The sequence below is a fragment of the Pseudomonas sp. FG47 genome, from assembly GCF_057809115.1.
In genome coordinates, this window is the sequence record NZ_JBMDJI010000003.1 from 59,866 (window position 1) to 84,518 (window position 24,653).

22 protein-coding genes and 2 pseudogenes are annotated in these 24,653 nt (G+C 66.7%); 11 read left to right on the plus strand and 13 right to left on the minus strand.

The window, feature by feature from the left end; genetic code table 11:
• Positions 1-18 precede the first annotated feature (18 nt).
• Entirely contained in the window at positions 19-663 is a 645-nt protein-coding gene (alkB, locus tag ACODS5_RS04520) for a DNA oxidative demethylase AlkB (protein WP_489108049.1), read from the plus strand.
• A 128-nt stretch (positions 664-791) separates the two neighbouring features.
• On the opposite strand, the gene ACODS5_RS04525 is transcribed toward alkB, so the two are convergent.
• From ACODS5_RS04525 to ACODS5_RS04570, 10 genes are all read right to left on the minus strand, one after another.
• Positions 792-1,703, minus strand: a complete 912-nt coding sequence (locus ACODS5_RS04525) for a LysR family transcriptional regulator (protein WP_134689615.1) — start codon at positions 1,701-1,703, stop codon at positions 792-794.
• A gap of 99 nt (positions 1,704-1,802) precedes the next feature.
• The gene (locus ACODS5_RS04530; protein ID WP_489108050.1) at positions 1,803-2,753 is read right to left on the minus strand and encodes a peptidylprolyl isomerase; all 951 of its coding nucleotides are present in this window, start codon (positions 2,751-2,753) and stop codon (positions 1,803-1,805) included.
• Positions 2,750-3,226 carry a YbjN domain-containing protein gene (locus ACODS5_RS04535; RefSeq protein ID WP_489108051.1) on the minus strand — a complete coding sequence of 159 codons (477 nt, stop codon included), beginning with the start codon at positions 3,224-3,226 and terminating at the stop codon, positions 2,750-2,752. Before ACODS5_RS04535 ends, ACODS5_RS04530 begins: the two co-directional genes overlap by 4 nt.
• A gap of 28 nt (positions 3,227-3,254) precedes the next feature.
• Complete coding sequence (locus ACODS5_RS04540) at positions 3,255-3,902, minus strand: DNA repair protein (protein WP_489108052.1); 648 nt, start codon at positions 3,900-3,902, stop codon at positions 3,255-3,257.
• Positions 3,903-3,917: 15 nt separating this feature from the next.
• Positions 3,918-5,615 carry a putative porin gene (locus tag ACODS5_RS04545; protein WP_134689619.1) on the minus strand — a complete coding sequence of 566 codons (1,698 nt, stop codon included), beginning with the start codon at positions 5,613-5,615 and terminating at the stop codon, positions 3,918-3,920.
• A 38-nt stretch (positions 5,616-5,653) separates the two neighbouring features.
• On the minus strand, positions 5,654-6,328 hold the full coding sequence (locus ACODS5_RS04550) for a TonB family protein (RefSeq protein WP_489108053.1): 675 nt from the start codon (positions 6,326-6,328) through the stop codon (positions 5,654-5,656).
• Positions 6,329-6,336: 8 nt separating this feature from the next.
• Positions 6,337-6,762: an ExbD/TolR family protein gene (locus ACODS5_RS04555; RefSeq protein ID WP_011534002.1), complete on the minus strand. Its 426-nt coding sequence runs from the start codon at positions 6,760-6,762 to the stop codon at positions 6,337-6,339.
• A gap of 10 nt (positions 6,763-6,772) precedes the next feature.
• Positions 6,773-8,578, minus strand: a complete 1,806-nt coding sequence (locus tag ACODS5_RS04560; RefSeq protein ID WP_489108054.1) for a DUF2341 domain-containing protein — start codon at positions 8,576-8,578, stop codon at positions 6,773-6,775.
• 56 nt (positions 8,579-8,634) lie between these two features.
• Positions 8,635-10,227, minus strand: a complete 1,593-nt coding sequence (locus tag ACODS5_RS04565; RefSeq protein ID WP_134689621.1) for a ShlB/FhaC/HecB family hemolysin secretion/activation protein — start codon at positions 10,225-10,227, stop codon at positions 8,635-8,637.
• Positions 10,228-10,262: 35 nt separating this feature from the next.
• Positions 10,263-10,859, minus strand: coding sequence for a transposase (locus tag ACODS5_RS04570; protein ID WP_489108055.1), 597 nt, complete (start codon positions 10,857-10,859; stop codon positions 10,263-10,265).
• Between the two features lie 273 nt (positions 10,860-11,132).
• Between ACODS5_RS04570 and ACODS5_RS04575 the strand changes: the two genes are divergently transcribed.
• Positions 11,133-12,155: a FecR family protein gene (locus tag ACODS5_RS04575; RefSeq protein WP_489108056.1), complete on the plus strand. Its 1,023-nt coding sequence runs from the start codon at positions 11,133-11,135 to the stop codon at positions 12,153-12,155.
• A gap of 48 nt (positions 12,156-12,203) precedes the next feature.
• Here ACODS5_RS04575 and ACODS5_RS04580 read toward each other — a convergent pair whose 3' ends face one another.
• Entirely contained in the window at positions 12,204-13,523 is a 1,320-nt protein-coding gene (locus ACODS5_RS04580) for a Na+/H+ antiporter family protein (RefSeq protein WP_489108057.1), read from the minus strand.
• Between the two features lie 587 nt (positions 13,524-14,110).
• Between ACODS5_RS04580 and ACODS5_RS04585 the strand changes: the two are divergent.
• The 8 genes and pseudogenes from ACODS5_RS04585 to ACODS5_RS04620 all read left to right on the plus strand — a co-directional run.
• Positions 14,111-15,076, plus strand: a pseudogene (locus tag ACODS5_RS04585) (methyl-accepting chemotaxis protein); the annotation flags it as partial.
• Positions 15,077-15,421: 345 nt separating this feature from the next.
• Positions 15,422-15,934 (plus strand): annotated as a pseudogene (locus ACODS5_RS04590) (methyl-accepting chemotaxis protein); the annotation flags it as partial.
• Positions 15,935-16,104: 170 nt separating this feature from the next.
• A complete protein-coding gene (locus ACODS5_RS04595) occupies positions 16,105-17,121 on the plus strand; it encodes an ABC transporter substrate-binding protein (RefSeq protein WP_489108058.1) in 1,017 nt (338 codons plus the stop codon).
• On the plus strand, positions 17,118-17,966 hold the full coding sequence (locus ACODS5_RS04600; protein ID WP_489108059.1) for an ABC transporter permease: 849 nt from the start codon (positions 17,118-17,120) through the stop codon (positions 17,964-17,966). Before ACODS5_RS04595 ends, ACODS5_RS04600 begins: the two co-directional genes overlap by 4 nt.
• A gap of 53 nt (positions 17,967-18,019) precedes the next feature.
• Positions 18,020-18,883: a LysR family transcriptional regulator gene (locus ACODS5_RS04605; RefSeq protein ID WP_489108060.1), complete on the plus strand. Its 864-nt coding sequence runs from the start codon at positions 18,020-18,022 to the stop codon at positions 18,881-18,883.
• A 173-nt stretch (positions 18,884-19,056) separates the two neighbouring features.
• Complete coding sequence (locus ACODS5_RS04610) at positions 19,057-19,974, plus strand: AEC family transporter (protein WP_134689629.1); 918 nt, start codon at positions 19,057-19,059, stop codon at positions 19,972-19,974.
• 47 nt (positions 19,975-20,021) lie between these two features.
• A complete protein-coding gene (locus tag ACODS5_RS04615; RefSeq protein ID WP_134689630.1) occupies positions 20,022-20,630 on the plus strand; it encodes a cell wall hydrolase in 609 nt (202 codons plus the stop codon).
• A gap of 169 nt (positions 20,631-20,799) precedes the next feature.
• Positions 20,800-21,657 (plus strand): CAP domain-containing protein, encoded by an 858-nt coding sequence (locus tag ACODS5_RS04620; protein ID WP_134689631.1) that lies wholly within the window; start codon positions 20,800-20,802, stop codon positions 21,655-21,657.
• A gap of 79 nt (positions 21,658-21,736) precedes the next feature.
• Here the strand turns inward: ACODS5_RS04620 and ACODS5_RS04625 are convergent, their stop codons facing one another.
• Positions 21,737-22,699 carry a GlxA family transcriptional regulator gene (locus tag ACODS5_RS04625; RefSeq protein WP_489108061.1) on the minus strand — a complete coding sequence of 321 codons (963 nt, stop codon included), beginning with the start codon at positions 22,697-22,699 and terminating at the stop codon, positions 21,737-21,739.
• Between the two features lie 100 nt (positions 22,700-22,799).
• Between ACODS5_RS04625 and ACODS5_RS04630 the strand changes: the two genes are divergently transcribed.
• On the plus strand, positions 22,800-23,411 hold the full coding sequence (locus tag ACODS5_RS04630) for a LysE family translocator (protein ID WP_134689633.1): 612 nt from the start codon (positions 22,800-22,802) through the stop codon (positions 23,409-23,411).
• A gap of 23 nt (positions 23,412-23,434) precedes the next feature.
• Here the strand turns inward: ACODS5_RS04630 and ACODS5_RS04635 are convergent, their stop codons facing one another.
• Complete coding sequence (locus tag ACODS5_RS04635) at positions 23,435-24,640, minus strand: MFS transporter (protein ID WP_489108062.1); 1,206 nt, start codon at positions 24,638-24,640, stop codon at positions 23,435-23,437.
• Between the last annotated feature and the right edge of the window lie 13 nt (positions 24,641-24,653).

Sequence of the window (24,653 nt, forward strand, 5' to 3'; positions counted from 1 at the left end):
GCTCTGTTGATGCGCGCCATGATTCAGTCCGACCTCGACCTGTTCGGCCCCCAGCCGCAACGCCTGGCCAGCCATACCGTGCTGCTGCCCGGCTTCGCCCTGGCCGAGCTTGAGGCCCTGCTCGACGCCCTGCGCCCGGTGCTGCGCGCGGCGCCATTTCGCCACATGCGCACGCCGGGCGGGCAGCACATGGCGGTTGCGCTGAGCAATTGCGGGGCATTGGGTTGGGTCAGCGATTCCGGGGGCTACCGCTACAGCGCCACGGATCCGCTCAGTGGCAAGCCATGGCCGGCGCTACCGCCCATTCTGCTGGCACTGGCCACGCGGGCGGCGGCGTTGGCCGGTTTCGAGGGGTTCGAGGCGGATGCCTGCCTGGTCAACCATTATCTGCCCGGCACACGCCTGAGCTTGCACCAGGACCGCGACGAGCAGGACTACGGGCAGCCGATCGTGTCGATTTCCCTGGGGTTGCCGGCGGTGTTCCTGTTCGGCGGCCTGCAGCGCGCCGACCGCGCCCAGCGCATCGCCCTGAACCATGGCGATGTACTGGTGTGGGGCGGTGAGGACCGGTTGCGCTTTCATGGGGTATTGCCGATCAAGCCGGGGGTGCACCCGCGCATGGGCGAGCGACGGATCAACCTGACCCTGCGCAAGGCCGGCTGACCACCTCGCCGGGCCATCCATCGCGTCGCCTGCTTCGCCAGCAAGGCTGGTTCCTACGCGGCCGGGTTGGCCGAAACCGTCCATGGCAGCTATGCGCCTGGCTGATTTCGTCATGGGTGCCAGCCCAGCTATCGGAACCACTCGCGACGCTCGTCGAACGCCGCGCGAATCGCCGCGAGCATCACCTGCACCAAGGGGTCGCCCTCGGTATCGGCGTTGACCGCCAACCATACCCGGCGGCGCATCGGCTCGCGGAACAACCCCGGCAATGCCAGCAAGCCACGGTCCAGGTGCCCGGCATAGTGCGGTAGCAAGCCCACGCTGGCACTGCATTTGATCAACTGGCAGTACATCTCGTAATCCTGGATCTGCGTCACCCCGGCGCTACGGCTCTGCAGCAGAGCCTGCCAAGGCCTGAGCGCCTCGACGCCGACCTCCCCCTGCCACTGCACCAGCATGTAGTCCTGCAAGTCGGACAGGCTGCTCGGCCGATTCGCCTCGCGGGCGTAGCGCTTGGCGATATGCGGTAGATAGTCCAGCGTGGCCAACGCCTCGGGCGCGCCACCCTGGGTGCTGCTAGGCGGTTGCAAGTCGCCCAGCCAGAGCGCAATGTCGGCGCCTTGCCGCGGCACCTGACAGCCGTCGAGCGTGGCCACCTCCAGGCGCATGCCCGCATGCTGGCGCACAAAGTTGATCAGGTTGCGCCCCAGCAGGTCCTGCAACAGCGGCTCGGCCACCGCCAGGCGCACCCTGGCGCCCTCCTCCTCTGGCAACTGCACCGGCACCGCAGGCTCACGGGCCTGCAGCACCAGCAGCAAGCGTTCACCCTGCTGGCTGAGCATCGGGTTGTTGTTGCGGTTGACGAACAGGCTGTAGCCCAGGCGCGCTTCCAGCGCCGCCAGGCGTTTGCGCAACACCACCGGTTTGAGGTTCAGCCGCCGCGCCGCCTGCATGAAGCAGCCGCAACGGGCGGTGACCAGAAAACAGTTGAGGGTCTGTTCGTCCAGGGCCAACGGCACCTGGGAGCGAACGACAGGCATGGCAGTTTCCGGGGGTCGCCCCCGGGACAGATCGATCGGCATCCCTCGCCTCCCGCGGGCCCGCCTGGGCAGGCCCGATTCATCCATGGTTGTTGAGGTTCAGCGGCTGCTCTCGAGTACCTGGTTGAGCGCCGCGCCATCGATACTCAGGGTGGCGCTGTCGAACATGCCCTCGACATAGGCCTTGGCCACCTGTTCCTGGCGCTGGGCACGTAGCACCTGGCGCAGGCGCGGGGCGACCTCCTCGAGCGTCGCCGCACGCGCCGGCTGCTGCTCGACCAGCTTGATGATGTGATAGCCCGCCGCACTCTGCACCGGCTCGCTGACCGCGCCAACCTTGAGCCTGGGCACCACCCCACGCACCTCGGGCAACAATTGCGCCAAGGCTTGCAGGCCGGTGTCGCCGCCCTTGGTGGCAGTGCCGGCATCCTGCGAGTGCTCGCGGGCCAGCGCCGCGAAATCGGCATCGCTGGCCTGGGCCTGCTTGGCCAGGGCCTGGGCCTGCTTGCGCACCGCTTCGTCATCCCTGGGGTTCTCCAGGCGCAGGAAAATCTGGCTCAAGCGGTAGCGCACCGGCAATTGCAGCCCGGCCTTGCCTGCCTCGTAGGCTTGCTTGAGTTCAGCCTCGCTAGGGTAGTCGTCGGGCACCTGGCTCACTGAGCTCAGGTAGTCGCGCAGCACGATCTGCTCGGTGGCCGCGCGTGTCTGCGCCTGGATCTCGGGCCGTTGCAACCAGCCCTGGGCTTCGGCCTGCTGGTACAGGGCCTTTTCCGCCAGGCGCGCGCGGATCCACGCCTCCAGGGCCGGACGATCGCCACGCAGGTTGGCCCGGGCATCTTCGGGCAACTGGGCAATGAGCGCCTTGAGCTCACCGCTGCCGACCATCTGCTGCCCCAGGCTGGCCAAGGCCGGGCCGGTATCGTTGGTGGCCTGCACGGACGCCGAGCGCGCCGCCGCCACCGGTTCAGCGCCCGGGCGCAAGGCCAGGGCGACCGCCACCGCGACCACGGCCAGCGCGCCAGCGCTGGCCCAGAAAGCGCGCGCCGTCACGAGGCGCGCTCTTGGTCTGCGCCGACCTGGGCGGGCTGCTGGTCGGCGACGTTGCGGCTGTAGTCACGCAGGTAGACGATCAGTTCCTGCAGCAACCGGTCCCACAGCACCAGGCTGCCCAGCAGGTGCTGCTGGCTGACGCCGTCGGCGACCACCACGTCCTGTTCCATCACCAGGAACTCGCCCTGCACCGACAGGCGGGCGAAACGGCGCGTGGCGTTCCAGTGCTCGGCCAGGCCCGCCGGCAGCTCGCCCTGGATGCGTAGCGCGCAACTGAAGGTGAAGTCGAGGAACTCGCCCTCCTTGCCCACGGCACGGTTGCCGAAACGCACGGCATAGCCTACGCCCTGGCTGGCGCTGAGCAGTTGCACCACGGCGTTCTGTTCGGTGCGATTGACCCGGCAGCCGGCGTCCTGCAGCAGCTGGGTCAGGGAGTCGGCGCTAACGGTTTCGATCAGGGTGACTGCGGTCATGTGCTTACTTCCTTGCGTTGAGAAAACATCACTGGGTCACGCCCTTGGGGGCGTCGAACTGACTTTCGTAGAGTTTGTCGCCATAGGCCTGGGCGAGCTCCTCGAAGCGCACCCGGGCAGCGCCTGCGAACGGCTGGCGCATCTTCATCACATCGGCGATATCGACCTTCTCGTAGGCAGCCAGCATGTCCTTGGCCACCCCGTACATCTGCTGGTTGCGCGCCTGACACTGCTGCACCTGGCCCTCTCGCTCGGCCAGTTGTGCCTGCAGGCCGGCACGCTCGCTTTCCTTGGCCCGGGCCATGCCCAGCAGCTCGTCGTAAGCCTGTTTGTACTTGTGCAGTTGCGCGCTGCTGCTGGCCACCAGGGCCTGGGCCTGGCTGTGCACGGCCTGCTGCTGTCCGGCCAGTTGCTCGCTCTGGCCGCGGGCCTTGGCCAACTGCGCGGTGAGCTCGCGCACCTGGCCCAGGGCGGCATCGCGCTGCTGCTCGGCGGCCTGGCGCGCGGCGCTGGCCTGGGCCTGTTCGCTCTGCAGTGCCTGGAGTTGCTGGGTGGTGCTGCGCAGCTGGGCGCGCAAGCGTTCCTCGAGGGTGTCGGCCGACACCGGGGCCGCCAGGCTTGCGCCCAGGGCCAGCACCAGCCAGGTACAGCGACGGCGGTAAGCTCCCTTGTTCATGCCCGTGCTCCTTCCCTAGAAACGCGTGTTGACTTCAAGTTGTAGCACATCGATATCAAACGGCGCGCCGTAGACCGCCTCGCTGCTCAGCCAGCGCGCTGTAGCGTAGACGTTGTCGGCCAAGCCATAGTTGCCGCCGAGGAAATAACCCTTGGCGTTGGTGCCCCCCAGGTGGAAGCTGGAGTCGTTGAAACCGTCCGGCAAGGCATCGGGCTCGATGCGCTTGTAACCGGCGAACAGGTTCCAGTCGCCCGCCTTGCGCATGTCCAGGGCGTTGCCCAGGGTGAACTGGAACATCCAGGCATCGCTGCCGCTCTTGATGTTGCCGTTTTCATCGACGTTGTTGGCCAGTTGGCCAGCCGAGCGCTTGCGCATTTCACCCTCGTCGTAGGCCAGGTTGTGGATGTAGTTGGCCTGGCTGCGCAGCTTGAAGTCATGCGGCAGGTCGCTGTCCCAGACCAGGTTCAGGTCGAGCAGTTCGAACTCCGAGGCGATGCCGACGAACTGCGGTTGCGCCGTGGCAGCCGGGTTGGCCGGGTTCGGCGTGATATCGCGCAGCAGGAACAGGGTATTGCCCTTCTGCATGAAGGTCGGACGGGTCTCGTCGGTGTCGCAGCCGGGCTGGCCATCCCAGGGCGCGCAAGGGCTTGAACGCTCGCCGACGATATCGTCGAAGCGGTAGTAGGCGGCCGCGCCCTTGAGCCGGTTGTGCTCGTTGATCGCCCACTTGGCGCCGAGCTGGGCGCCATACAGCCACTTGTTGTCGCTGTCTTCCTTGTCGAAACCATTGCTGGTGGCGTTGTCGTCGCTGTACTGCACCGGGAACGCGCCGACGGTGCCGAACACGCTGAGGTCAGGGTTCACCGGCTGGTCGAAGATCGCCGCCAGGCCATCGAAGTTGAGGTCGTGGGAGTACAGGATATCGGTGGACATGAACGGGTTGGCGATGCGCCCGCCGGTGAGTGTCAGGTGCTCGCTGGGGCTCCAGCTGAGGTAACCCTGGTCGAGCCAGAGGTCTTTCTTGCCGAAGCCGCCACCTAGGTTCTGGGTGGTCGACACGGGGTTATTGTTGGAACCGGTGGCGATGCGAATGCCCGCCACCCAGTGCTCGGCCAGTTGCGCCTTGAGGCCGAAACGCGCGCGCAGGCGCAGGATGCTGTCGCGGTCCTCGCGGGTGTTGAGCAGTGGCGGCAGGCTCGAGCTGCTGTTGGGGTTGACGTCGTAGGGGCCCTTTTCGTTGAGTTTGGCGAAGTCGACGATCTCGTTGCTGTTGCTGTCGGCGTACGAGCGCGATTCACCGCGCAGGCGCAGGTCGCCGTCGAAGCTGATGCGCGAAGCCCAGTCAGGGAAGGTATTGGGCGCGGCCCACTGTTCCTGCTTGGCGGTGTTCAGCACCTCGGCCTTGATCTCGTCGCGGATCTGCTGGCGCACGATGGCCGGCACGTACTGCACCCGCACCTCGCCGTTGGCCGCCGGGGCCTGGGCGACGATTGGCGCGCTACTGGCGGCACGCGCCTGCTGGGCCTCGCGCTCGGCCTGGGCAATCAAGGCAGCGGCCTTGTCCTGCTTGAGCACGCCCTGCTCCACCAACAGGCGAATCAGGTTGACGGTCGCGTTTTCCGACGGCGCGGCGTGGGCGACGGCCGGACCGACCGCGGTGGCGGCGGCCAGCAGGCCGAACGCCAGGGTCAATCGGTTCACTGGGCACTTCATGGGTGTGCAACTCCTGTTGGTCTGTGCGGTTGCGTTATTCATGGCCGGCGCCCCTGCAGGGCGATCTTCACCGGCAAGGTGAGGCTGGCGGGCGGACGTTGGTCGAGGGCGCGGGCGGCGCGCAGGGCGGCGAGCACCTGGGTATCGACCTCAGGCTCGCCACTGCCGCGCAGCAGCTCGACCCGGGTGATTTCCCCGGCGGCGCTGAGCCAGATCTCGGCCTGCAGGTTGAAAACGAGGTTGCGCAGCTCGGGGCTCTCGCGCAGCAAACGCTGGAAGGCGTAGGCCAGATACTGGCTGTAGGTGCCGCTGCCCAGGCCTGCGCCGCCACCGCCGGCCATGCCGCCACCCTTGCCGGCGCCGACGTTGAAACTGTCACTGCCGGCCTGCGCGTCACCGTCCATCTGCATGGGATCGGCCAGGTCCTGGGCCGGATCCGGCGCCTCTTCGGCCGGCTTGACCTCCTCGGCCTCCGGCACCGGTTGCGGCTCGACGATCTTTTCCTCCACCGGTGGCTCGGGCTCCTTCGGCGGCTCGGGCGGCGGCGGTGGTGGCGGTGGTGGCAGCGGGATGATCGCCGGCACCTTGGGCGCCTCGCGGCGCACCCCGGCCATGTCATTGGCCCACTGCCACAGCAACCAGGCCAGGCCGACACCAGCCACGGCGAGCACTGCCCAGGTCAGCAGGCGACGGGGATTGGCTTTAGCTTGCATACTCGCCCTCACCCCTGGTTCGGCTTGCCGGTCACCAGCCCGACCTGGGCCAGTTCGAGGCGACGCAACAGGTCGAGCACCTCGACCACCTTCTGGTACTGCACCCCGGCGTCACCGCGCACGATCAACGGGAAGTCCGGATTACGCGCCTTCTCGCTGCGCAGGCGGTCCTCGAGCTCCTGCAAGGTCACTGGGTAGGCGTCGAGGAACACCTGGCCTGCGTCGTTGATCGAGATCGCCTTGGTCTTGGGCTGGGCCAGCGACACCGAGGCGCTGGCCTTGGGCAACTGCACCTGGATCCCCGAGACCTGCGCGGTGGCGGTGAGGATGAACATCACCAGCACCACCATGAGCACATCCACCAGCGGGGTGATGTTGATGCTGTCCACGGCCGCGTCGGCGTCGTCGTCATGGGCGTTGTTCACGGATGCCATGGCTGCGCCCTCACGCTGGAACCGATGGGCTGATACCACGCGCGCTGCTGCGCTGCGCGGCTTCGCCTGCCTGCCCCTGGCCATGTAGCTCGGCCAGACGGGTGATGAACTCGTCGACGAACACCCGCATATCAGCGCTGACTTCGCGGTTGCGGGTGGTCAGGCGGTTGTAGCCGAACAGCGCCGGGATGGCGACGAACAGGCCCATGGCAGTGGCCAGCAGCGCGGCGGCCATGCCTGGGGCAATGGCGTTGATGTTGACGTCACCGGCCATGGCGGTGCCGAGGAACACCACCATGATCCCCAGCACGGTACCAAGCAGGCCGATGTACGGGCCGCCGGCAATGGCGTTGGACAGGCTCGACAGCTTCGCCGACAGCGCCTGGTTCTCCCGGGTGCGCACGCCGTCCATGGAGCAGCGGATCGCCTCGATGGTGGCCGCCGACACCTCGGTGGTGTCGGCGCCCTGGGCGCGGCGGGTACGAATTTCCTGCACGGCCACCAGGTACAGGCGCCACAGCGAGGAGTCATGCAGGCGCGCTTGCAGGTCGCGATCGTCGGCGAACTGCTCCAGGCGCGTGCCGACCGTGGCGAACTGCTCACGGAACTGCGCGTTGGCCGCCGTGACGCGGTTCAGTGTGCGCTGCTTGCGCAGCATGATCACCCACGACTGCACCATCATCAGCACCAGAATGGCGATGATCACCCAGGCATCAACCGGCACCGCCTTGAGCAGGAAGCCCAGGCCGCCGAAGCCGAAGCCCGACTGTTCCTCGTCGACGCCGTACACCACTAGCCGCGACTCGGCGCCCTGGGCCAGCACATCGGCCTGCAGGCTGGCCAGGGTGCGGGCGACACGAGAGAGGCGCAGCTCATCCAGGGCGCCGACGAAGGGCGCATAGGAGCTGGCGGCCTCGCCCTCGGCTGGCGGCAGGTCGCCGCCGATACCGATTGCCCCACTGAAGGCCGCAGGGCTGGCCGCCAGGCGTGCGACAGGCTGGCCCTCGACCAGCACGCTCAGGTTGCCGCCCTCGCCCACCAGTGCCAGGTGTTGCCATTGCCCGGCGCTGAGCGCCTGGTTGGCATTGGCACGCTGGCCGTCGACCTCGACGAAAGGCACGCCCTGGGCCAGGCCCAGCAGCAGGCCATGCCCGGCCTCGCGCCGGGCCAGCAACAGTTGCTCGCCCAACGCCTGGTCCTGGCGCACCCAGGTGCTGAAGGTGAAGGCCGCGCCGGCCGGCAGCTGCAGCGCAGCGCTGGGCGGCAACTGCAAGGCCTGGCCGCCGAGCTGGATGGCCCGGCCAATCACGCCATCGACGCTGACCGTCGGCCCTTGCAGCGGATTGCCGTAAGGGCTGGCATCGCGCGGCGTGGCGCCGTCGAAGTGGTACAGCGCGGTGTAGTCGGCGTCGAAGCTCGGCTGGCCAGCGGCGGCCTGGGCCTTGGGGTTGCCGTAGTACATCCACAGCTCCTGGCGCTGCCCAGCCTCGATGCGCGGCACGTCCACCCAGATCAGCGCCATGCCCATCAGCGGGTCGAACTGCTCGACGTGGTGGTTGAGCACGGTCTTGTCGTCGGCACTGACGAAGCGGATATCAGCGCCGGTCTCGCTGACGCCGTCGAAGCTGAAATTGCCGGTGTGCAGGCGCACCAGCAGCGCCGTGCGGCCCAGCGCCTGGGTCAGGTCGGCGCCTTGCGCCGTGGTGTCCACGGCAATCTGCTTGCGGTACATCCAGTCGTCCTGCCACCAGGCGCTGGCGCTGCCTGGCAGGGCGAAGCCCAGGCACAGCAGCAAGGTCAAGATCAGGCGTTGCATGAGAGGTCTCCAGGTCGATGCTGGTCAGAAGGTTGCAAGCTCACTAGGTCGAAAGCTCAGAAGGTCGCCTGCACGCTGAAGTGCACGCGCGGGTCGTTCTTGTCGGTGTTGGGGCCGTCCTTGAGCGGCACGGCCCAGTCGAGGCTGCCGGACAACCAGTCGTTGAGGCTGGCGCGGGTGCCGATGCCGACACTGGCCAGGCTGTAGCTGTCGTCCTGTTCGGGCAGGGCGTCCTGCAAGCGCAGTTGCGCGCCTTCGGCGAACAGGTAGAAACGCCAGTCGCTGATGTAGCTACCGACATAGCGACCGATCGAGGGGGTGCGCAGCTCCTGGGAGAACAGCACGCCATCGTCACCCGTGCGCTCGGCGGCCAGGTAACCGCGCACCGACGTGGCGCCACCGGCGGCGAACTGCTCGTTCGACACCAGCGGCCCGGAGGCCAGCTGGAAGGCCAGCTTGGATGCGCTTTGCCAGTTGCCGGCAAAGTCGAAGCCATAGCTGCCGTCGCCCTTGATCAGGGCGAAGCTGGAGTCGGCGCGAAAGCGCTTGTAGTCGAACGCCTGGTCGTCGCTGCCATAGCCGAACAGGCTGCGGGTGGCGGCCACCAGGTTCAGGCCCAGGCTCAGCTGGTCCTGCTCGGTAAAGCGGTAGCCGTTGTAGCCCAGGGTGATCGGTGCGTACTTGAGCGGTACCTTGTCGCGGCTGTTGCCCAGGGCGACCTGCTCGTCGAAGTCCTTGAAGTCCACGCCAAACGACAAGGCGTGGGCCCAGGCGCCGACGCCCGGCAAGTTGTAGATGGCCGAGACGCCGTAAGAATGCCCCTTGCCCAGCACGTTGCTGCCACCCACGGTGGCCACGTCACTGTCGGACTGGTAGCCGGAGAACTGCAAGGTCCAGCGTGCGCTCAGCGGCATGGCGTAGGAGCCCGACCAGACCTCGGCGTTGTCGCGATCCTCTGGGGCGGTGAACCAGGTCAGCGAAACGCTGTGGCCCGCCTGCCAGAGGTTGTTGTAGCCGAGGCTGACGATGCTGCGCAGTTTCTCGGTGTCGGCGCTGTGGTCGTTGTTCAGGCCCAGGGTCAAACTCCAGGGCTGCTTGTCCTCGACCTGCAGGTCGACGTCCATGGTGCCGGGGCGCTGACCTTCGCGCACCAGCGGCATGACCTGGCGGCCCGGGGTACGGTTGAGGCTCGCCAGTTCATCCTGGACCTGGGCGAAATCAGGCACCTTGCCCTCCTCCAGCGCCGGCACCTGCTCGCGGATCTCCACCGGCGAGTAGTGCTTGGCGCCGACCACGCGTACCCGCCCGACCTTGGTCTCGGTCACGTTCAGGTAGACGATGCCGCCCTCGACCTTCTGCTCCGGCAGCTCGACGAACACAGACTGGTAGCCACGGGCCTGGTAGCTTTTCTGCAAGGCTTCGCGGGCGCCTTCCAGGTCAGCCAGGGTCCGGTCCGGGCCTAAGTACGGGTACACCGCCTCTTCGATGGCCTGGGCGTCGAGCACGGTGTTGCCGCGCACCACGTATTCGTTGATCTCGACCCGCCGCTCAGGCGCACCCGCCGGTGCCTCGGCCACCGCCGTGGCCGACAGCAGGCACAGCAGCACCCCTGCGCCAACGCCGCATCGCTTGAAGAAAAAATGCTCCACACCGCCCCCTTGAGCGCCTGCAGTTGGTTTGGTTTCTAGTGGTTGTCGTGACGTGCCAGCCAGCTGTGCAGCAGGCCCAGGTTGAGGCTGAACTCGGGCATCGCCTGCAGGCTGGCACCGAGCACCTCGTCGACCATTCGCTGCAACAGCGACACGGCCATGGGGCTGGCCAGCAGCACGCCGAGGTCATGGCTGAACAGGCTGAAGTTCCACACCCGCGATTTCAGCGCCAGGCCGGCGAACCAGCGGAACAGCAGGTTGTAGGTGAGCTGCTCGTAGAGCTGCTTTTCGCTGGGCACCGAATACAACAGTTGCAACAGCAACACGTGCATCAGGGTGTGGGGGGCGATGATCATGCCCTGTTGCTCGGCGAGCATCGCCAATGGCCCCTGGTGCTCGGCCAGCAGCGCCTCGATGCGGGGTTTGAGCAGCGCCAGCGAGTGCCCGGGAGGCACGCAACTGGCGACCTCGCGCAGGGCACCCTGCCAGTCTTCCTGGGAAACGATCCAGACCCAGGGCGCGCCATAGCGGTACACCGACACCGGCTGCTTGCGCGCGGCCTCGACGATCTTCGCCAGGCGTTGGTCGAGCTCCTGCATTCCCACTTTCGTGTAGCGTTCCATAGATCCCATCGCCCCGCTCCTACGCTGTGCCTGGCCTGGTGGCCCGACGCCCTTTGCGTTTCCATGGCTTTGACGGGGATGGCGCTTTGCTACCGAACTTTTGTCATGAAAGGTTCATCAGGGGATGGCGGGAGATTGGACGCATTGCCACGACGGCAACCGAATACGGATGCAACCCAACCTCAGATACGGGGAAATTCAGCATAATTGATAGTCATTCGCCATTAACACGTTCTCGGAACCCCACGCCAAGGGTAGAATGCCGCAAAACCGGGAGCCGCAATGAACCACGACCGCCACATCCCCAGCGAAGACGATGCCATCACCGATGCCGCCGCGCACTGGTGCATGCGCCTGCACGCCGAAGATTGCACGGCGGCCGAACAGCGCGCTTTCGCGCAGTGGCGCGCGGCCGACCCACGGCACGCCGAGGAATACCAGGCGATGCTGGAGATCTGGCAAACCGCCGATTTGCTCCCCCGCAGCGCCCAGGTGGTCGAACTCACACCACGCCTTGCGCCCCGGTGGAGTGCGCGCCGTTGGCAGCCACTGGCCACGGCGGCGGCCGTCACCCTGCTGGCCCTGCCACTGGCCGGCTGGATCGGCTGGGAACAAGGTTGGTTGCCCAACAGCTACCAGCACTTCGAGGCCACCCAGCAACGCCAACAGGTGCATCTGAGCGATGGCAGCCGGGTCGAGCTGAACCTCAACAGCGAATTGCGCTTTTTGAACTTCAAGGACGAACGCCGCGTGACCCTGGTCAAGGGCGAGGCGTTCTTCAGGGTCAGCCACGACGCCAACCATCCGTTCATCGTTCGGGCCGCCAACGGCCAGACCCGGGTCACCGGGACCCAGTTCAACGTGTGGAAGTACCAGGACCAGGTCAAGGTCACCCTGGTGGAAGGCTCGGTGCTGGTCAGCAGCGATGGCCACAACGGCGGTTACCGCCTGGGCCCGGGCATGCAGGCCAGCTACCGCCAGGGCGATTTCGAGCCTGAACTCAACCAGAGCGACGACTACGGCAACAGCCTGGCCTGGCGCAAGGGCAAGCTGGTGCTCGACAACCTGAGCCTGGCCCAGGCCCTGCCGGTGATCAATCGCTACCTCGAGCAGCCCTTGCGGCTGGCCGACGAGAGCACCGGCAATATTCGCATCAGCGGTATCTACAACACCGCCGAGGTCGAGCGCCTGGTCGATACCCTGCCCAAGGTGCTGCCGGTCTACCTCACCCGCAGCAAGGATGGCAGCACCGTGCTCAACCACATCAAAGCGCCGCCCGGCCGCGCGGCATCCAGCACGTTGTAGGCACCAGCCTGCAGGGCGCGCGGTTGCCTGCAGGAGCGGCGCGAAGCCTTACAGCGACATCGCCGCCAACCAGCCAAACGCCAGCAATGGCAGGTTGTAGTGAATGAACGTCGGCACCACCGTGTCCCAGATATGGTGGTGCTGGCCATCCACGTTCAGCCCCGAGGTCGGCCCCAAGGTCGAGTCCGAAGCCGGCGAGCCTGCGTCGCCCAGGGCCCCGGCGGTGCCGACGATACACACGGTGGCCAGTGGGTCGAAGCCCAACTGCAAGCACAGCGGCACGAAGATCGCCGCCAGGATCGGCACGGTGGAGAACGACGAGCCGATACCCATGGTCACCAGCAGCCCCACCAGCAACATCATCAGCGCACCGACGCCTTTGCTGTGGCCGATCCACTGAGCGGCGTCCTCCACCAGGCTGTTCACGTCGCCTGTCGCCTTCATGACTTCGGCGAAACCAGAAGCGGTGATCATGATGAAGCCGATCATCGCCATCATCTTCATCCCTTCGGTGAACAGGTCGTCAGTTTCCCTCCAGCGCACGATGCCTGACAGCGAGAACAACACAAAGCCCACTAGCGAGCCGAGGATCAGCGAGCCCAGCCATAGCTGGACAACGAAGGCCACGACAATCGCCAATGCCGCCACCAGTAATGTTCGCGCCGTGTACTGAATACCGACCTGTTCGACCTGCTCGATACGCGCCAGGTCGTAGTCGCGTTTCTTCCGGTAGGTGAAGAACACCGCGACCACGAGCCCGAACAGCAAGCCGGCAGCGGGAATCGCCATGGCCTTGGTGACATTCACCTCACTGACATCGACCCCCGCGCGGCTGACATTGGCCAGCAGGATTTCATTGAGGAAGATGTTGCCGAACCCCACCGGCAGGAACATATAGGGCGTGATCAGGCCGAAGGTGATCACACAGGCAATCAGCCGTCGGTCGATACGCAGGCGCGTCAGCACATAAAGCAGTGGCGGCAGCAATAAAGGAATGAACGCGATGTGAATCGGGATCAGGTTCTGTGAGCAAACCGCAACCACCAGGATCAGCAACACCAACACCCACTTCACTTCCCGCACGTCACCCTTTCGCCGTCCATTGATCAGCGACAGGGCCTGATCGGAAAGCGCATGCGCCAGCCCCGATTTGGCGATGGCCACGGCGAAGGCCCCGAGCAAGGCGTAGGACAATGCTACCGTGGCACCGCCACCCAACCCCCCGTTGAAGGCTTTGATCGTCCCCTCGATCCCTAACCCGCCAATCATCCCACCGGCAAACGCGCCAGCAATCAATGCGATGACGACATGCACGCGGCATAGGCTCAGGACCAGCATGAGCCCTACCGCGACGATTACTGCATTCATTCGTGTACGAACCTCAAGAAACAAACAGAAAAAGCGTGACTTGCGGCGACATGCTGCCTAAGGCAGAGGCCGAAGCTAAAGGATCTTGTCTGAAGGGCGCACACTCTGATGCACGAAAGGGACGATGTCAAAGCCGTACCTTTCTTTGGTAGGCGTGGGAATAGACGAAGGTCGTACGGTTTTAATTGAACGTTTGAATAAAGAAAAAACCACAAGCGCCGACACAGTCGGCAGCATCAAACCTATTACAAGGGATTTTCCCCATGCCTTTGCTGCGACAACTCTCCATCCAATGGAAGATCACCCTGCTGGCGGGCCTGTGCCTGGCCGCCATCGTCACCCTGCTCGTCGGCCTTTCGCTGTACCGCATGGACCACAGTTCGGACCTGGTCAAGGCCAGCAGCATGCAGATGCTCACCGAAGCGGCCCAGTCGCGCATCGAGTCCCAGGGCGAAGTACAGGCCCTGAACATCCGCCGCCAGTTCATGGACGCCTACCAGTACGGCGCCGGCTTCGCTCGCCAGGTGCTGTTCCTGCGCGAGCAGGCGGAAAAACGCTTCCTCGACGCCTACGACCTGCGCCAGGACATGACCGCCCAGGTGCGTGCGGCCTTGCAGGCCAACCCCGACCTGCTGGGCCTGTCGCTGGTGTTCGAACCAGGCGCGCTGGACGCCAAGGACAAGTTGTTCGCCGGGCAGAGCGAGCTGGGCAGCAACGAAACCGGGCGTTTCGCCCTGTACTGGTCGCAACCGCGCGCCGGCCAGCTGACCTCGATGGCCCTGCCCGAGCATGACATGGCCAATACCGAGATCGGCCCCAGCGGCCAGCCGGCCAATACCTGGTGGGTGTGTCCGCGCAGCAGCGGCGCGGTGTGCGTGGTCGAGCCGTACTTCTATGACATCGACGGCCAGCGCGTGCTGATGACCAGCATCGTGTTCCCGCTCAAGGCCAACGGCAAGGTGATCGCCACCTTGTCCATCGACATCAACCTCAACAGCCTGCAGGCCCTGAGCCAGGCCGCCAGCCGCAGCCTCTACGAAGGCCGCACCACGGTCGGCATTCTCAGCCCGGTCGGCCTGCTGGCCGGCTACAGCGCCGACGCCGGCCTGCTGGCCAAGCGTTTCGACCAGGTCGACCAGACCCAGGGCGGCGAACTGGTGCGCAAGCTCGCCGACGGCAAGTTGCAAATCCTTCACGACCAGCAACGCCTGAAAGTGCTGGCCGCCTTTGAGCCGATCCCCGGCGGCAAGCCCTGGGGCGTGCTGCTGGATGTACCGGAAAATGCCCTCACCGGCCCGGCCGAAGCCCTCAAGCAGGAACTCGACACCCTCAATACCAGCGGCACCCTGCTCGAACTCGGCCTGGGCCTGGCCGCCGCCATTGCCGGCCTGCTGCTGGTCTGGCTGATGGCCCGCGGCGTGACCCGGCCGATCCTCGGCGTGGCCGCCATGCTCAAGGACATCGCCAGCGGCGAAGGCGACCTGACCCGCCGCCTGCAATACGACAAGCGCGATGAACTGGGCGAGTTGGCGGGCTGGTTCAACCGCTTCCTCGACAAGCTGCAACCGACCATCGCCGAAGTGAAGCGCTCGGTGCAAGCCGCCCGCGGCACCGCCGATCAGTCCGCCGCGATTGCCGCCCAGACCAGCGCCGGCATGGAGCAGCAGTACCGCCAGGTCGACCAGGTGGCCACCGCCTCCCACGAGATGAGCGCCACCGCCCAGGACGTCGCCCGCAGCGCGGCCCAGGCCGCCCAGGCCGCCCGCGAAGCCGACCAGGCCACCCGCGAAGGCCTGGCGGTGATCGACCGCACCACCACCAGCATCGACACCCTGGCCGCCGACATGAGCAGCGCCATGGCCCAGGTCGAAGGCCTGGCGCACAACAGCGAGAAGATCGGTTCGGTGCTCGAGGTGATCCGCTCGATCGCCGAGCAGACCAACCTGCTGGCGCTCAACGCCGCCATCGAAGCCGCCCGTGCTGGCGAGGCCGGGCGCGGCTTCGCCGTGGTCGCCGACGAAGTGCGCAACCTGGCGCGCCGCACCCAGGAGTCGGTGGAGGAGACCCGCCAGGTGATCGAGGCCCTGCAGGCCGGCACCCAGGAAGTGGTCGGCGCCATGGACAGCAGCCATCGTCAGGCCCAAGGCGGCGTCGAGCAGGTCGGCCAGGCCGTCAGCGCGTTGCAGCGCATCGGCCAGGCGGTGACGGTGATCACCGACATGAACCTGCAGATCGCCAGCGCCGCCGAGGAGCAAAGCGCGGTGGCCGAGGAGATCAACAGCAACGTCGCCACCATCCGTGACGTCACCGAGTCGCTGAGCGGCCAGGCCAACGAATCGGCGCGGGTCAGCCAGTCGCTGAACAGCCTGGCCAACCAGCAGCAGGGACTGATGGATCAGTTCCGCGTTTGAGCCTTTAGAGTTGCAGTGCCTGTCAGACCCAGCACCGCGCGGGCGGCGCTCGCTTTGATAGGCGCTACAAGGCTATCGCCAGACACCCCGCAGCCCATCGGCCATAGCGCAAAACCCTCGTCGTCTACACTTCTGCCGGAACCCAAGGACCGGCAACCGACGAGGCCCCGATGAAAAAATTCCCCACCTTACTGGCCGGCCTGCTCCTCGCCATCGGCCTGGCCAGCACCGACAGCGCGGCGTCCGCTGAGCAACCCGCCCCCATCCATTTCGGCGCCATCGGCTGGGAAAGCGGTGCACTGACCACCGAAATCCTGCGCCTGATCGTCGAGCATGGCTATGAACTGCCTACCGATGCCCTCCCCGGCAGCACCGTCAGCATGGAGGTCGCCTTGGCACGCAACGACCTGCAGGTGATCGCCGAAGAGTGGGCCGGGCGCAGCCCCGCCTGGGTCAAGGCCGAACGGGCCGGCCAGGTATTCGCCCTGGGCGATACGGTCAAGAACGCCGAGGAAGGCTGGTGGGTGCCGGCCTACGTGATCAAGGGCGACCCGGCGCGCAATCTCAAGCCGTTGGCCCCCGAGCTGCGCAGCGTCGCTGACCTCAAGCGTTACCCCGAGGTGTTCAAGGACCCCGAAGCCCCCGGCAAGGGCCGTTTTCTCAACAGCCCCAGCGGCTGGACCTCCGAGACCGTCAACAGCCAGAAGCTCAAGGCCTATGGCCTGGACGGGCTATACAACAACTTTCGCAGCGGCTCCGGCGCCGCCCTCGACGCCGAGATCGCCTCGGCCATTCGCCGCGGCCAGCCGGTGCTGTTCTATTACTGGAGCCCTACGCCGCTGATGGGCCGCTACGATCTGGTTCGGCTTGAAGAGCCGCCGTTCGACGCCGACGCCTGGGCCACCCTGACCGATGCCGCCAACCCCAAGCCCCGGGGCAGCCGCTCACTGCCGGCCAAACTGTCCATCGGCGTGTCGAAGGCGTTTCGCGACAACTACCCGCAGCTGGTGGCGGTATTCGAAAAGGTCGACTTGCCTATCGCCACCCTGAACAAGGCCCTGGCCCACATGAGCGAAACCCGGCAAAAACCGCGTGAAGCGGCCATCGCCTTCCTGCGCGACAACCCGCAGGTCTGGAAGGCCTGGCTGCCGGCCAAAAACGCGGCCAAGGTCGAGGCCGGTCTGTGAGCGGCGGCTTTCCCGAAGCCTTGCAGTTCTCGTTCGCGCCGTCGGTCAACCACCTGGTCGATTGGCTGGTGCTGCACTACGGCGACCACCTGCGCAGCGTCTCCGATCATTTGCTGCAGCTGCTGTTGGCCTTGGAGAATCTGCTGCGCGCCTTGCCCTGGTGGCTGCTGTTGCTGCTGATAGGCCTGCTCGCCTGGCACGCCAGCCGCAGCCTGGCCAGGGCCCTGGGGCTGACCGCGCTGCTGACGCTGATCGGCGTGCTGGGGCTGTGGGACAAGCTGTTGCAGACCCTGGCCCTGGTGCTGGTGAGCACTGCTCTGTGCGTGCTGCTCGGCGTGCCGCTGGGCATCCTCCTGGCCACCCGCCCGCTGGCCCGGCGCCTGCTGCTGCCGGTGCTCGACGTGATGCAGACGCTGCCGGCCTTCGTCTACCTGATCCCGGTGCTTATGCTGTTCGGCCTGGGCAAGGTGCCGGCGGTGTTCGCCACCTTGATCTACGCCCTGCCGCCGCTGGTGCGCCTGACCCAGCTGGGCCTGGCGCAGGTCGACCCGTCGCTGCTGCAGGCCGCCCATGGCCTGGGCGCCGGGCGCTGGCAGCGGCTGTGGCGCATCGCCCTGCCCCTGGCGCTGCCGAGCATCATGGCCGGGCTCAACCAGTCGGTGATGATGGCCCTGTCGATGGTGGTGGTGGCCTCGATGATCGGCGCCCGTGGGCTGGGTGAAGACGTGCTGGCCGGGATCCAGACCCTCAATGTCGGCCAGGGCGTCGAGGCGGGCCTGGCGATCGTCGCCCTGGCCATGGTCATCGACCGCATCAGCCAGGCTTACGGGCAGCCCAGGCGCTGAGCGAGGTATTCGCGTATGGTGTCCGCCATGCCACCCACCGGAGCCTGCCCCGCGTGTCCCTCAAAGCCCTGCGTACCCTGGTCACCATCGCCCGCCACGGCACCTTCGCCCGTGCCGCCGACCTGCTGAGCCTGACCCCGTCAGCCGTGAGCCTGCATATCAAGACCCTCGAGGACGAACTGCAGGTGGCCTTGTTCGACCGCAGCCGTCGGCAAGTGGTGCTCACCGAGGCCGGCCAGTTGGCCGTGGCACGCGCCGAGGGGATTCTAGCCGCCTACGACGAACTGGCCGACACCCTGGCCAGCGGCCCGGGTCTACGCGGTCGGCTGCGCATCGGCGCCATCCACACAGTGCTGGCCCGGCGCCTGCCACGGGCGCTGGTGTGGATCAAGGCCCACCACCCGCAATTGCATGTCAGCGTGGTCTCCGGCATGTCGGCGGAGCTGGCCCGGCGGGTCGAGGATGGCGAGCTGGACGCGGCCATCACCACCGAGCCGGTCAGCCCCTATCCGCAGTGCCTGCACTATGTGCCCTTGTTCGAAGACCGCTTCTGGGCCATCGCCAGCGCCGAGCTGGCAGGGCAAAGCCTGCCCGCGTTGCTCGCCAGCCAGCCGTTCCTGCGCTTCGACAAGCGCGCCTGGGCCGGTCGGCAGATCGAGCAGGAGCTGCGCCGCCAGCGCCTGCAAGTCAGCGAGCAGATGGAACTGGACAGCCAGGAAGCCCTGGCGCGCATGGCGGCCATGGGCCTGGGGGTGGCGATCATCCCCATGAGCGACGACGACCTGACCCGCCTGCCGGCGGCCAGCGTGCTGCCCTTCGGCGAGCCGCAACTGACCCGGCGCATGGTGCTGCTCGAGCACGAGAAGAGCCAGCGCCGGCATTTGAGCGCGGTGCTGAAAACGGCACTGGAGGCCTAGCGGCTCTTTCGCCAGCACGCGGTGCCTGCAGGAGCCGGCATGGCGGCGAAAAGGGCGCAACGCGGCCCCAGCGACAATGCAGTTTTTCTCAATGGTCACTGCAGAAAACACCGTTTTTTCTGTGCACTTCCCTCCGCTACCCTGTGCCGGTACCCGTTCACGGACCGCCCGCCATGCTCCACCTGCTGCTGACCACCCTGGTCCCGATCATCCTGCTCATTGCCCTGGGCGCCTGGCTGCGGGTCCGTGGCTTTGTCGCCGAGAGTTTCTGGCCCGGCGCCGAGCGCTTGAGCTACTACGTGCTGTTGCCTGCTCTGTTCCTGCATGGCCTGGCCAGCGCCAACCTCGACGGCGTGCCAGTACTGGGCATGGTCGGCGTGCTGATGCTCTCGACCCTGCTCGGTGCCCTGTTGCTGGTGCTCTACCAGGGCGCGGCAAGCCACGACGGCGCCGATTTCACCTCGGTGTTCCAGGGCGGCGTGCGCTTCAACAACTATATCGGCGCCACCCTTGCCGCCGGCCTCTACGGCAGCGCCGGGATCGCCTTGGCGGCGGTGGCCAACGCCGCCATCGTGCCCTTGGTGAACCTGCTCTGCGTGCTGGTGTTCGCCCGATTCAGCGCCCGCCACAGCTCGCCGGCCACGGTACTCAGGGCGATCTTCGCCAATCCGCTGATCGTCGGCTGCGCCGGCGGCCTGCTGCTGCGAATCAGCGGCCTGGGTCTGCCAACGGGGCTGGAGCCGACCGTCAAGGCCCTGGGCCAGGCCGCATTGCCGCTGGGCTTGCTGTGTGTCGGCGCAGCCTTGGGCGGCGCGCGTCTGGGCCAACAGGTCAAGCCACTGCTGGCGGCCTCGCTGTTCAAGTTTCTGGTCATGCCGCTGACCACCTGGGGCCTGTGCCGCCTGCTCGGCCTGGGCGGCCAGGCGGCGGTGGTGGCGGTGCTGTTCCAGGCGCTGCCCACCGCCTCGTCGTCCTATGTGATGGCCCGGCAGATGGGCGGCAACGCGCCGCTGATGGCGACCATCATCGCTTTGCAGACCGTCCTTGCCGCCGCGACGCTGCCGTTGGTGCTGAGCCTGGCGCTGGGTTGATGCCGTTTGGCTAGACTCAGCTCAGCCCTCCCCAAGGAAGCTCGACCATGCCCCCTGCCTGGATCCTGTTCAGCCTGTCCCTGCTCGCCAGCCCGTTGCTCCACGCCGCCGACAGCCCAACGGCAGCGATCGCCGAAGACAAGGCGCAAGTGCTCGAGAACAAAGTGGTCGAGGACGCAGCACCGCCAAAACCACAGGAAACCCTCAAGCGCAGCGAAGTACAGGCCGTCGACCCGGCAGGCCAGGCACCGCTGGACGACAGCATCACCTGTCTGGCCCGCACCCTCTATTGGGAAGCCAAGGGCGCCGATGACCAGGACATGCGCGCCGTGGCCAGCGTGGTGCTCAACCGCGTGGGGCACGATGGCTTCCCCGACAGCATCTGCGCGGTGGTCAAGCAAGGCGTGGAAAGCAAGAGCTGCCAGTTTTCCTGGTGGTGCGACGGGCGCCCCGACCAGGTGGAAGAGGCCGAGCGTTATGCCGTGGCCAAGGAAATCGCGCGCAAGGCGCTCAACCAGCAGCTCGCGGACCCCACCGGCGGCGCGTTGTATTTCCATGACCGCAACGTCAAGCCCGATTGGGCCAAGGCCTACCACAAGACCGCCGAAACCCGGCACTTCCTGTTCTACCGGCCGAACCCGGCGTTGGCACGTTGAGCCATGGGTAAATCGCACTTTCCCAAATACCCAAGGTCTACTCCCTCTTTTGCCGCTCGCAATCGATTGCCGAGCGTTTTCACCCATCGCACAACGCCGGGCCAAACGCCGCGCGCTTGTGTAGGATGAGCAGCGCAGACCCGACGCTGCCAGTTACAGGGAGATCCACATGCGCGTCCCATCCGTTGCCTGCCTCTTCGGCCTGACGCTGGGCCTGCTCGCCAGCGGCGGCGCCCAGGCCTTCACCGGCGAAGAAGCGCAACTGATCGATACGATCAACAGTTACCGCAGCCAGGCCCAGCGTTGCGCTGGCGAAGCCTCGCTGGAACTGCCGCCACTCAACAGCGACACGCGCCTGGCGCTGTCGCCGGAAGGCACCCGCGACCTGCAGCAGGCCATGACCCGCGCCGCCTACCCAATGGTCAACGTGCAAGCCATCAGCCTGTCCGGCCCGCGCGACGCCAAGGCGGCGATGAAGGCCGTCGAGGAAAGCTTCTGCCAGGTGGTGCTCGACCCACAGTTCGTCGATATCGGCGTCAGCCAGGAAGGCCGCGACTGGCGCATCGTCCTGGCCCGGCCGCTGCTCAGCGGCCGCCTGGGCGACTGGCAGGCCGAAGGTCAGAAGCTGCTGCAGGAAGTCAACGCCGCGCGCAACCTGCCACGCCAGTGCGGCGGCCAGCCCTACCCTGCCGCCCCGGCCCTGACCTGGAGCACGACCCTGGCCGGGGTCGCCGCCACCCACACGCGCAACATGGCCAACCAGAACTTCTTCGACCATATCGACCGCGAGGGCCGCACCCCGGGCGACCGCGCGGAGCTGGCCGGCTACCTGTATCGGCAGATTGGCGAGAACATCGCCGCCGGGCGCGATACCGCGCGCAAGGTGGTCGATGGCTGGCTGGCCAGCCCTGGGCATTGCGCCACCCTGATGAACCCGGACTTCCGTGAACTGGGCGCGGCCTATGCCGTGGACCCGAAGAGCGACGCCGGCATCTACTGGACGGGGATGTTCGGTACGCCGCAGTAAGGCACGAAAGATCCGCCTGCCATGCACGCCCCCTGTTGGAGCGGCCCATGGAGGCGCACACTGCCAACGCCCCACGATCTCACGTCCTGCGCAACGCCTGCGCCGTGCAACCAAAGCGCCGCCGCACCCACTTGCCCAGGTAACTGGCGTCGCCCATGCCCACTTCATCGGCGATCTGCGCCAGGCTGTGGCTGGAGTTGAGCAGCCGCCAGCGCGCCTGCTGCAAGCGCATCTCCAGCCACCAGGCCTTGGCGCTCATGCCATGGCAGGCCTGGAATTGGCGGTCGAGCTGGCGCCTGCTGATACCCAGCTCCGCGGCCAAGGCCTCGATGGCCACTGGCGCCGCCAGGTGATGGCGCATCAGCGCGCTCGCCCGTTGCACCGCGCGCGCCTGCTCGGGCCCAGCCTCCAGCGAACGCAGGGCATGGCGGCTGTCGCGGCTCTCGTCCACCAGCATGTCGGCCAGGCCCTTGAGCGCCCTGGCCCGGCCGCTGGCCTGGGCGATCAAGGCCACGGCCAGGTCGATGGCGGCGGTGCCGCCGGCACAGCTGATGCGGGCGCCATCGAAGCAGTACAACTGCTCGGTCAGCACCTGTAGCTGTGGGAACGACGCGCGAAACTCGGCCTCGTGGCGCCAGTGCAGCACCACCTTGTGCCCATCCAGCAAACCGCAGGCGGCCAGCAGGAACGCCGCATTGTCGATGCTCACCAGCTTCACTCCCGCCTTCACCGCCTGGCGCAGCAAGGGTTTGTAGCGCGGGGCCAGCGCCGCGGTGTGCGCGGCATTGCGCCCACCGAACAGCACCAGGTAATCGAAGTCGCCCCAGTCCAGCTGCTGCGCGGTCAGATCCACCTGCACCACCGCGCCACTGCTCGACTCCACCGGGGTGGAATCGAGCCCGAGGATACGCCAACTGCAGTAGCGTTGGCGGCTGTAGTCCTCGTCATCGGCCGAGAACCGCAATTTGTCGAGAAAACCGCCAAAGGGCAGTAGCGCGAACGTTGGCAAGGGCAGAATCAGCAAGCGTAGGTCGGGAGTCATCAGGATGTCCAGATAAAACCTTTGAATGTCTAGATAATACCCGTCCGTTGCAACGCCGTGCCCTACACTGGCGCCCTGAATTCGTCAAAGGTACCTAGGCATGGCACTCGACACCTGGCTCATCTACCTGCTCGCCAGCATTGGCCTGTCGCTGACCCCAGGCCCCAACAGCCTGCTGGCCCTGACCCACGGCGCGCTATACGGTGCCCGGCGTACGCTGTTCACCATTCTCGGCGGGGTGTTCGGCTTCAGTGCCCTGATCGCGCTGACCATGTTCGGCTTGAGTGCCTTGCTGCAAGCCTCTGCCTCGCTGCTGAGCGTGCTCAAGTGGCTGGGCGGGGCCTATCTGCTGTGGCTGGGCATCCAGTTGTGGCGCAGCCCGGCGCTGCACCTGGAGCAGCCCCAAGGCAACGCCCGGTTGAACAATGCCGGGCTGTTCCGCCAGGGCTGCCTGTCCGCCATGGCCAACCCCAAGGTGCTGTTGTTCTACGGCGCCTTCCTGCCTCAGTTCATCGACCCGCAGCGTGGCTTGCTGATGCAGTTCGTGGTGATGGCGGCGACCTTCGCCAGCGTCGAGTGCCTGGTCGAATACCTGCTGGCGCGCCTGGCGTTTCGCATTCGCCCGTGGCTGGCCAAGGGTGGCCGGGGTTTCAACCGTTGTTGCGGGGGATTGTTCGCGGTAATCGGCGTGGCCTTGCCACTGGGGCGTTAGCGGGACGTGACAGGCCCTGCCGCTCAAGGGCGTCGTCCATCCGCGACCAACAGGAAGACCACCAGCGCCACGGTCGGCAACCCCGCCCCCAGCAGCGCCACGCCGCTCCAACCGAACTGCGCATACACCCCGCTGGCCAGCGCCGAGCCCACGGCGCCGCCGAGGAAAATGCTGGTCATGTACAGCGCGTTGAGCCGCCCGCGGCTGGCAGGGTCCAGCGCATAGACCTCGCGCTGGCCGATCACCATGTTCATCTGCACCGCGAAATCCAGCATCACCCCGGTAAGTCCCAGGCCAATCACGCTCATGCCCGGCGCGCTGACACCTATCACCAGCGCCAGCGGCGCCAAGCCCATCGCCAGCAGCGACGCCCGCCGCCCATGCCCGGCATCGGCCAGGCGCCCGGCCAGCGGCGCCGCCACCGCCCCCACCGCCCCGACCAGGGCGAACAGGGCAATCTGGCTCTGGCTCAAGCCATGCGCCTGCGCCAGCGCCAGCGGCACTGCGGTCCAGTACAGGCTGAAGGCGGCGAACATCAGCGCCTGGTAAAGCGCCCGCCGACGCAGCAGCGGATAGCGACGCAGCAGCACCAGCAGCGAGCGCATCAATCCGGCATAGCTGGCTTTGTGTTCAGGCACCCGGCGCGGCAGCGTCAGCGCCAGCAGCAGGATGATCGCCAACATCACCCCGGCGGCACCGATGAACACCAGGCGCCAGCCGAAGTGATCGGCCACCAGGCTCGACAGCGGGCGCGCCAGCAGAATGCCCAGCAGCAGGCCGCCCATGATGTTGCCCACCACCCGCCCGCGCTGCTGCTCGGGGGCCAGGTGCGCCGCCAGGGGAACCAGCATCTGCACCGACACCGAGCTGAACCCGATCAACCCGGCATAGGCCAGGAACGCGGCCCCCTGGCCATGGTCACGGGTGCCGGCCAGCAACAGACTGAGCGTGGCCAGTAGCGCGGTGGCGACCATCAACCGGCGGTTTTCCAGCAAGTCGGCCAACGGCACCAGCAGCAACAGGCCCAGGGCATAACCCAGCTGGGTCAGGGAAACGATCAGGCTGGCACGCTCGCCGGACAGGCCCAGGTCCGGGGCGATCATCCCGACGATGGGTTGCGCGTAATAGATATTGGCGACGATGGCGCCGCAGCAGAACGCCAGCAGGGTCACCAGGGCCCGGCTCAGGCCGGGGACCGAGGGCTGGGCGACAGCCAGGGAAGGATGCATGGGGCAATGCCTC

What these genes read in the sequence shown, in the direction of transcription:
- alkB (WP_489108049.1), top strand. Translation starts at nt 19, where the DNA reads ATGATTCAGTCCGACCTCGACCTGTTCGGCCCCCAGCCGCAACGCCTG.
- ACODS5_RS04525 (WP_134689615.1), bottom strand. Translation starts at nt 1,703, where the DNA reads ATGCCTGTCGTTCGCTCCCAGGTGCCGTTGGCCCTGGACGAACAGACC.
- ACODS5_RS04535 (WP_489108051.1), bottom strand. Translation starts at nt 3,226, where the DNA reads ATGACCGCAGTCACCCTGATCGAAACCGTTAGCGCCGACTCCCTGACC.
- ACODS5_RS04540 (WP_489108052.1), bottom strand. Translation starts at nt 3,902, where the DNA reads ATGAACAAGGGAGCTTACCGCCGTCGCTGTACCTGGCTGGTGCTGGCC.
- ACODS5_RS04545 (WP_134689619.1), bottom strand. Translation starts at nt 5,615, where the DNA reads ATGAAGTGCCCAGTGAACCGATTGACCCTGGCGTTCGGCCTGCTGGCC.
- ACODS5_RS04550 (WP_489108053.1), bottom strand. Translation starts at nt 6,328, where the DNA reads ATGCAAGCTAAAGCCAATCCCCGTCGCCTGCTGACCTGGGCAGTGCTC.
- ACODS5_RS04555 (WP_011534002.1), bottom strand. Translation starts at nt 6,762, where the DNA reads ATGGCATCCGTGAACAACGCCCATGACGACGACGCCGACGCGGCCGTG.
- ACODS5_RS04560 (WP_489108054.1), bottom strand. Translation starts at nt 8,578, where the DNA reads ATGCAACGCCTGATCTTGACCTTGCTGCTGTGCCTGGGCTTCGCCCTG.
- ACODS5_RS04570 (WP_489108055.1), bottom strand. Translation starts at nt 10,859, where the DNA reads ATGGGATCTATGGAACGCTACACGAAAGTGGGAATGCAGGAGCTCGAC.
- ACODS5_RS04575 (WP_489108056.1), top strand. Translation starts at nt 11,133, where the DNA reads ATGAACCACGACCGCCACATCCCCAGCGAAGACGATGCCATCACCGAT.
- ACODS5_RS04580 (WP_489108057.1), bottom strand. Translation starts at nt 13,523, where the DNA reads ATGAATGCAGTAATCGTCGCGGTAGGGCTCATGCTGGTCCTGAGCCTA.
- ACODS5_RS04595 (WP_489108058.1), top strand. Translation starts at nt 16,105, where the DNA reads ATGAAAAAATTCCCCACCTTACTGGCCGGCCTGCTCCTCGCCATCGGC.
- ACODS5_RS04610 (WP_134689629.1), top strand. Translation starts at nt 19,057, where the DNA reads ATGCTCCACCTGCTGCTGACCACCCTGGTCCCGATCATCCTGCTCATT.
- ACODS5_RS04615 (WP_134689630.1), top strand. Translation starts at nt 20,022, where the DNA reads ATGCCCCCTGCCTGGATCCTGTTCAGCCTGTCCCTGCTCGCCAGCCCG.
- ACODS5_RS04620 (WP_134689631.1), top strand. Translation starts at nt 20,800, where the DNA reads ATGCGCGTCCCATCCGTTGCCTGCCTCTTCGGCCTGACGCTGGGCCTG.
- ACODS5_RS04625 (WP_489108061.1), bottom strand. Translation starts at nt 22,699, where the DNA reads ATGACTCCCGACCTACGCTTGCTGATTCTGCCCTTGCCAACGTTCGCG.
- ACODS5_RS04630 (WP_134689633.1), top strand. Translation starts at nt 22,800, where the DNA reads ATGGCACTCGACACCTGGCTCATCTACCTGCTCGCCAGCATTGGCCTG.
- ACODS5_RS04635 (WP_489108062.1), bottom strand. Translation starts at nt 24,640, where the DNA reads ATGCATCCTTCCCTGGCTGTCGCCCAGCCCTCGGTCCCCGGCCTGAGC.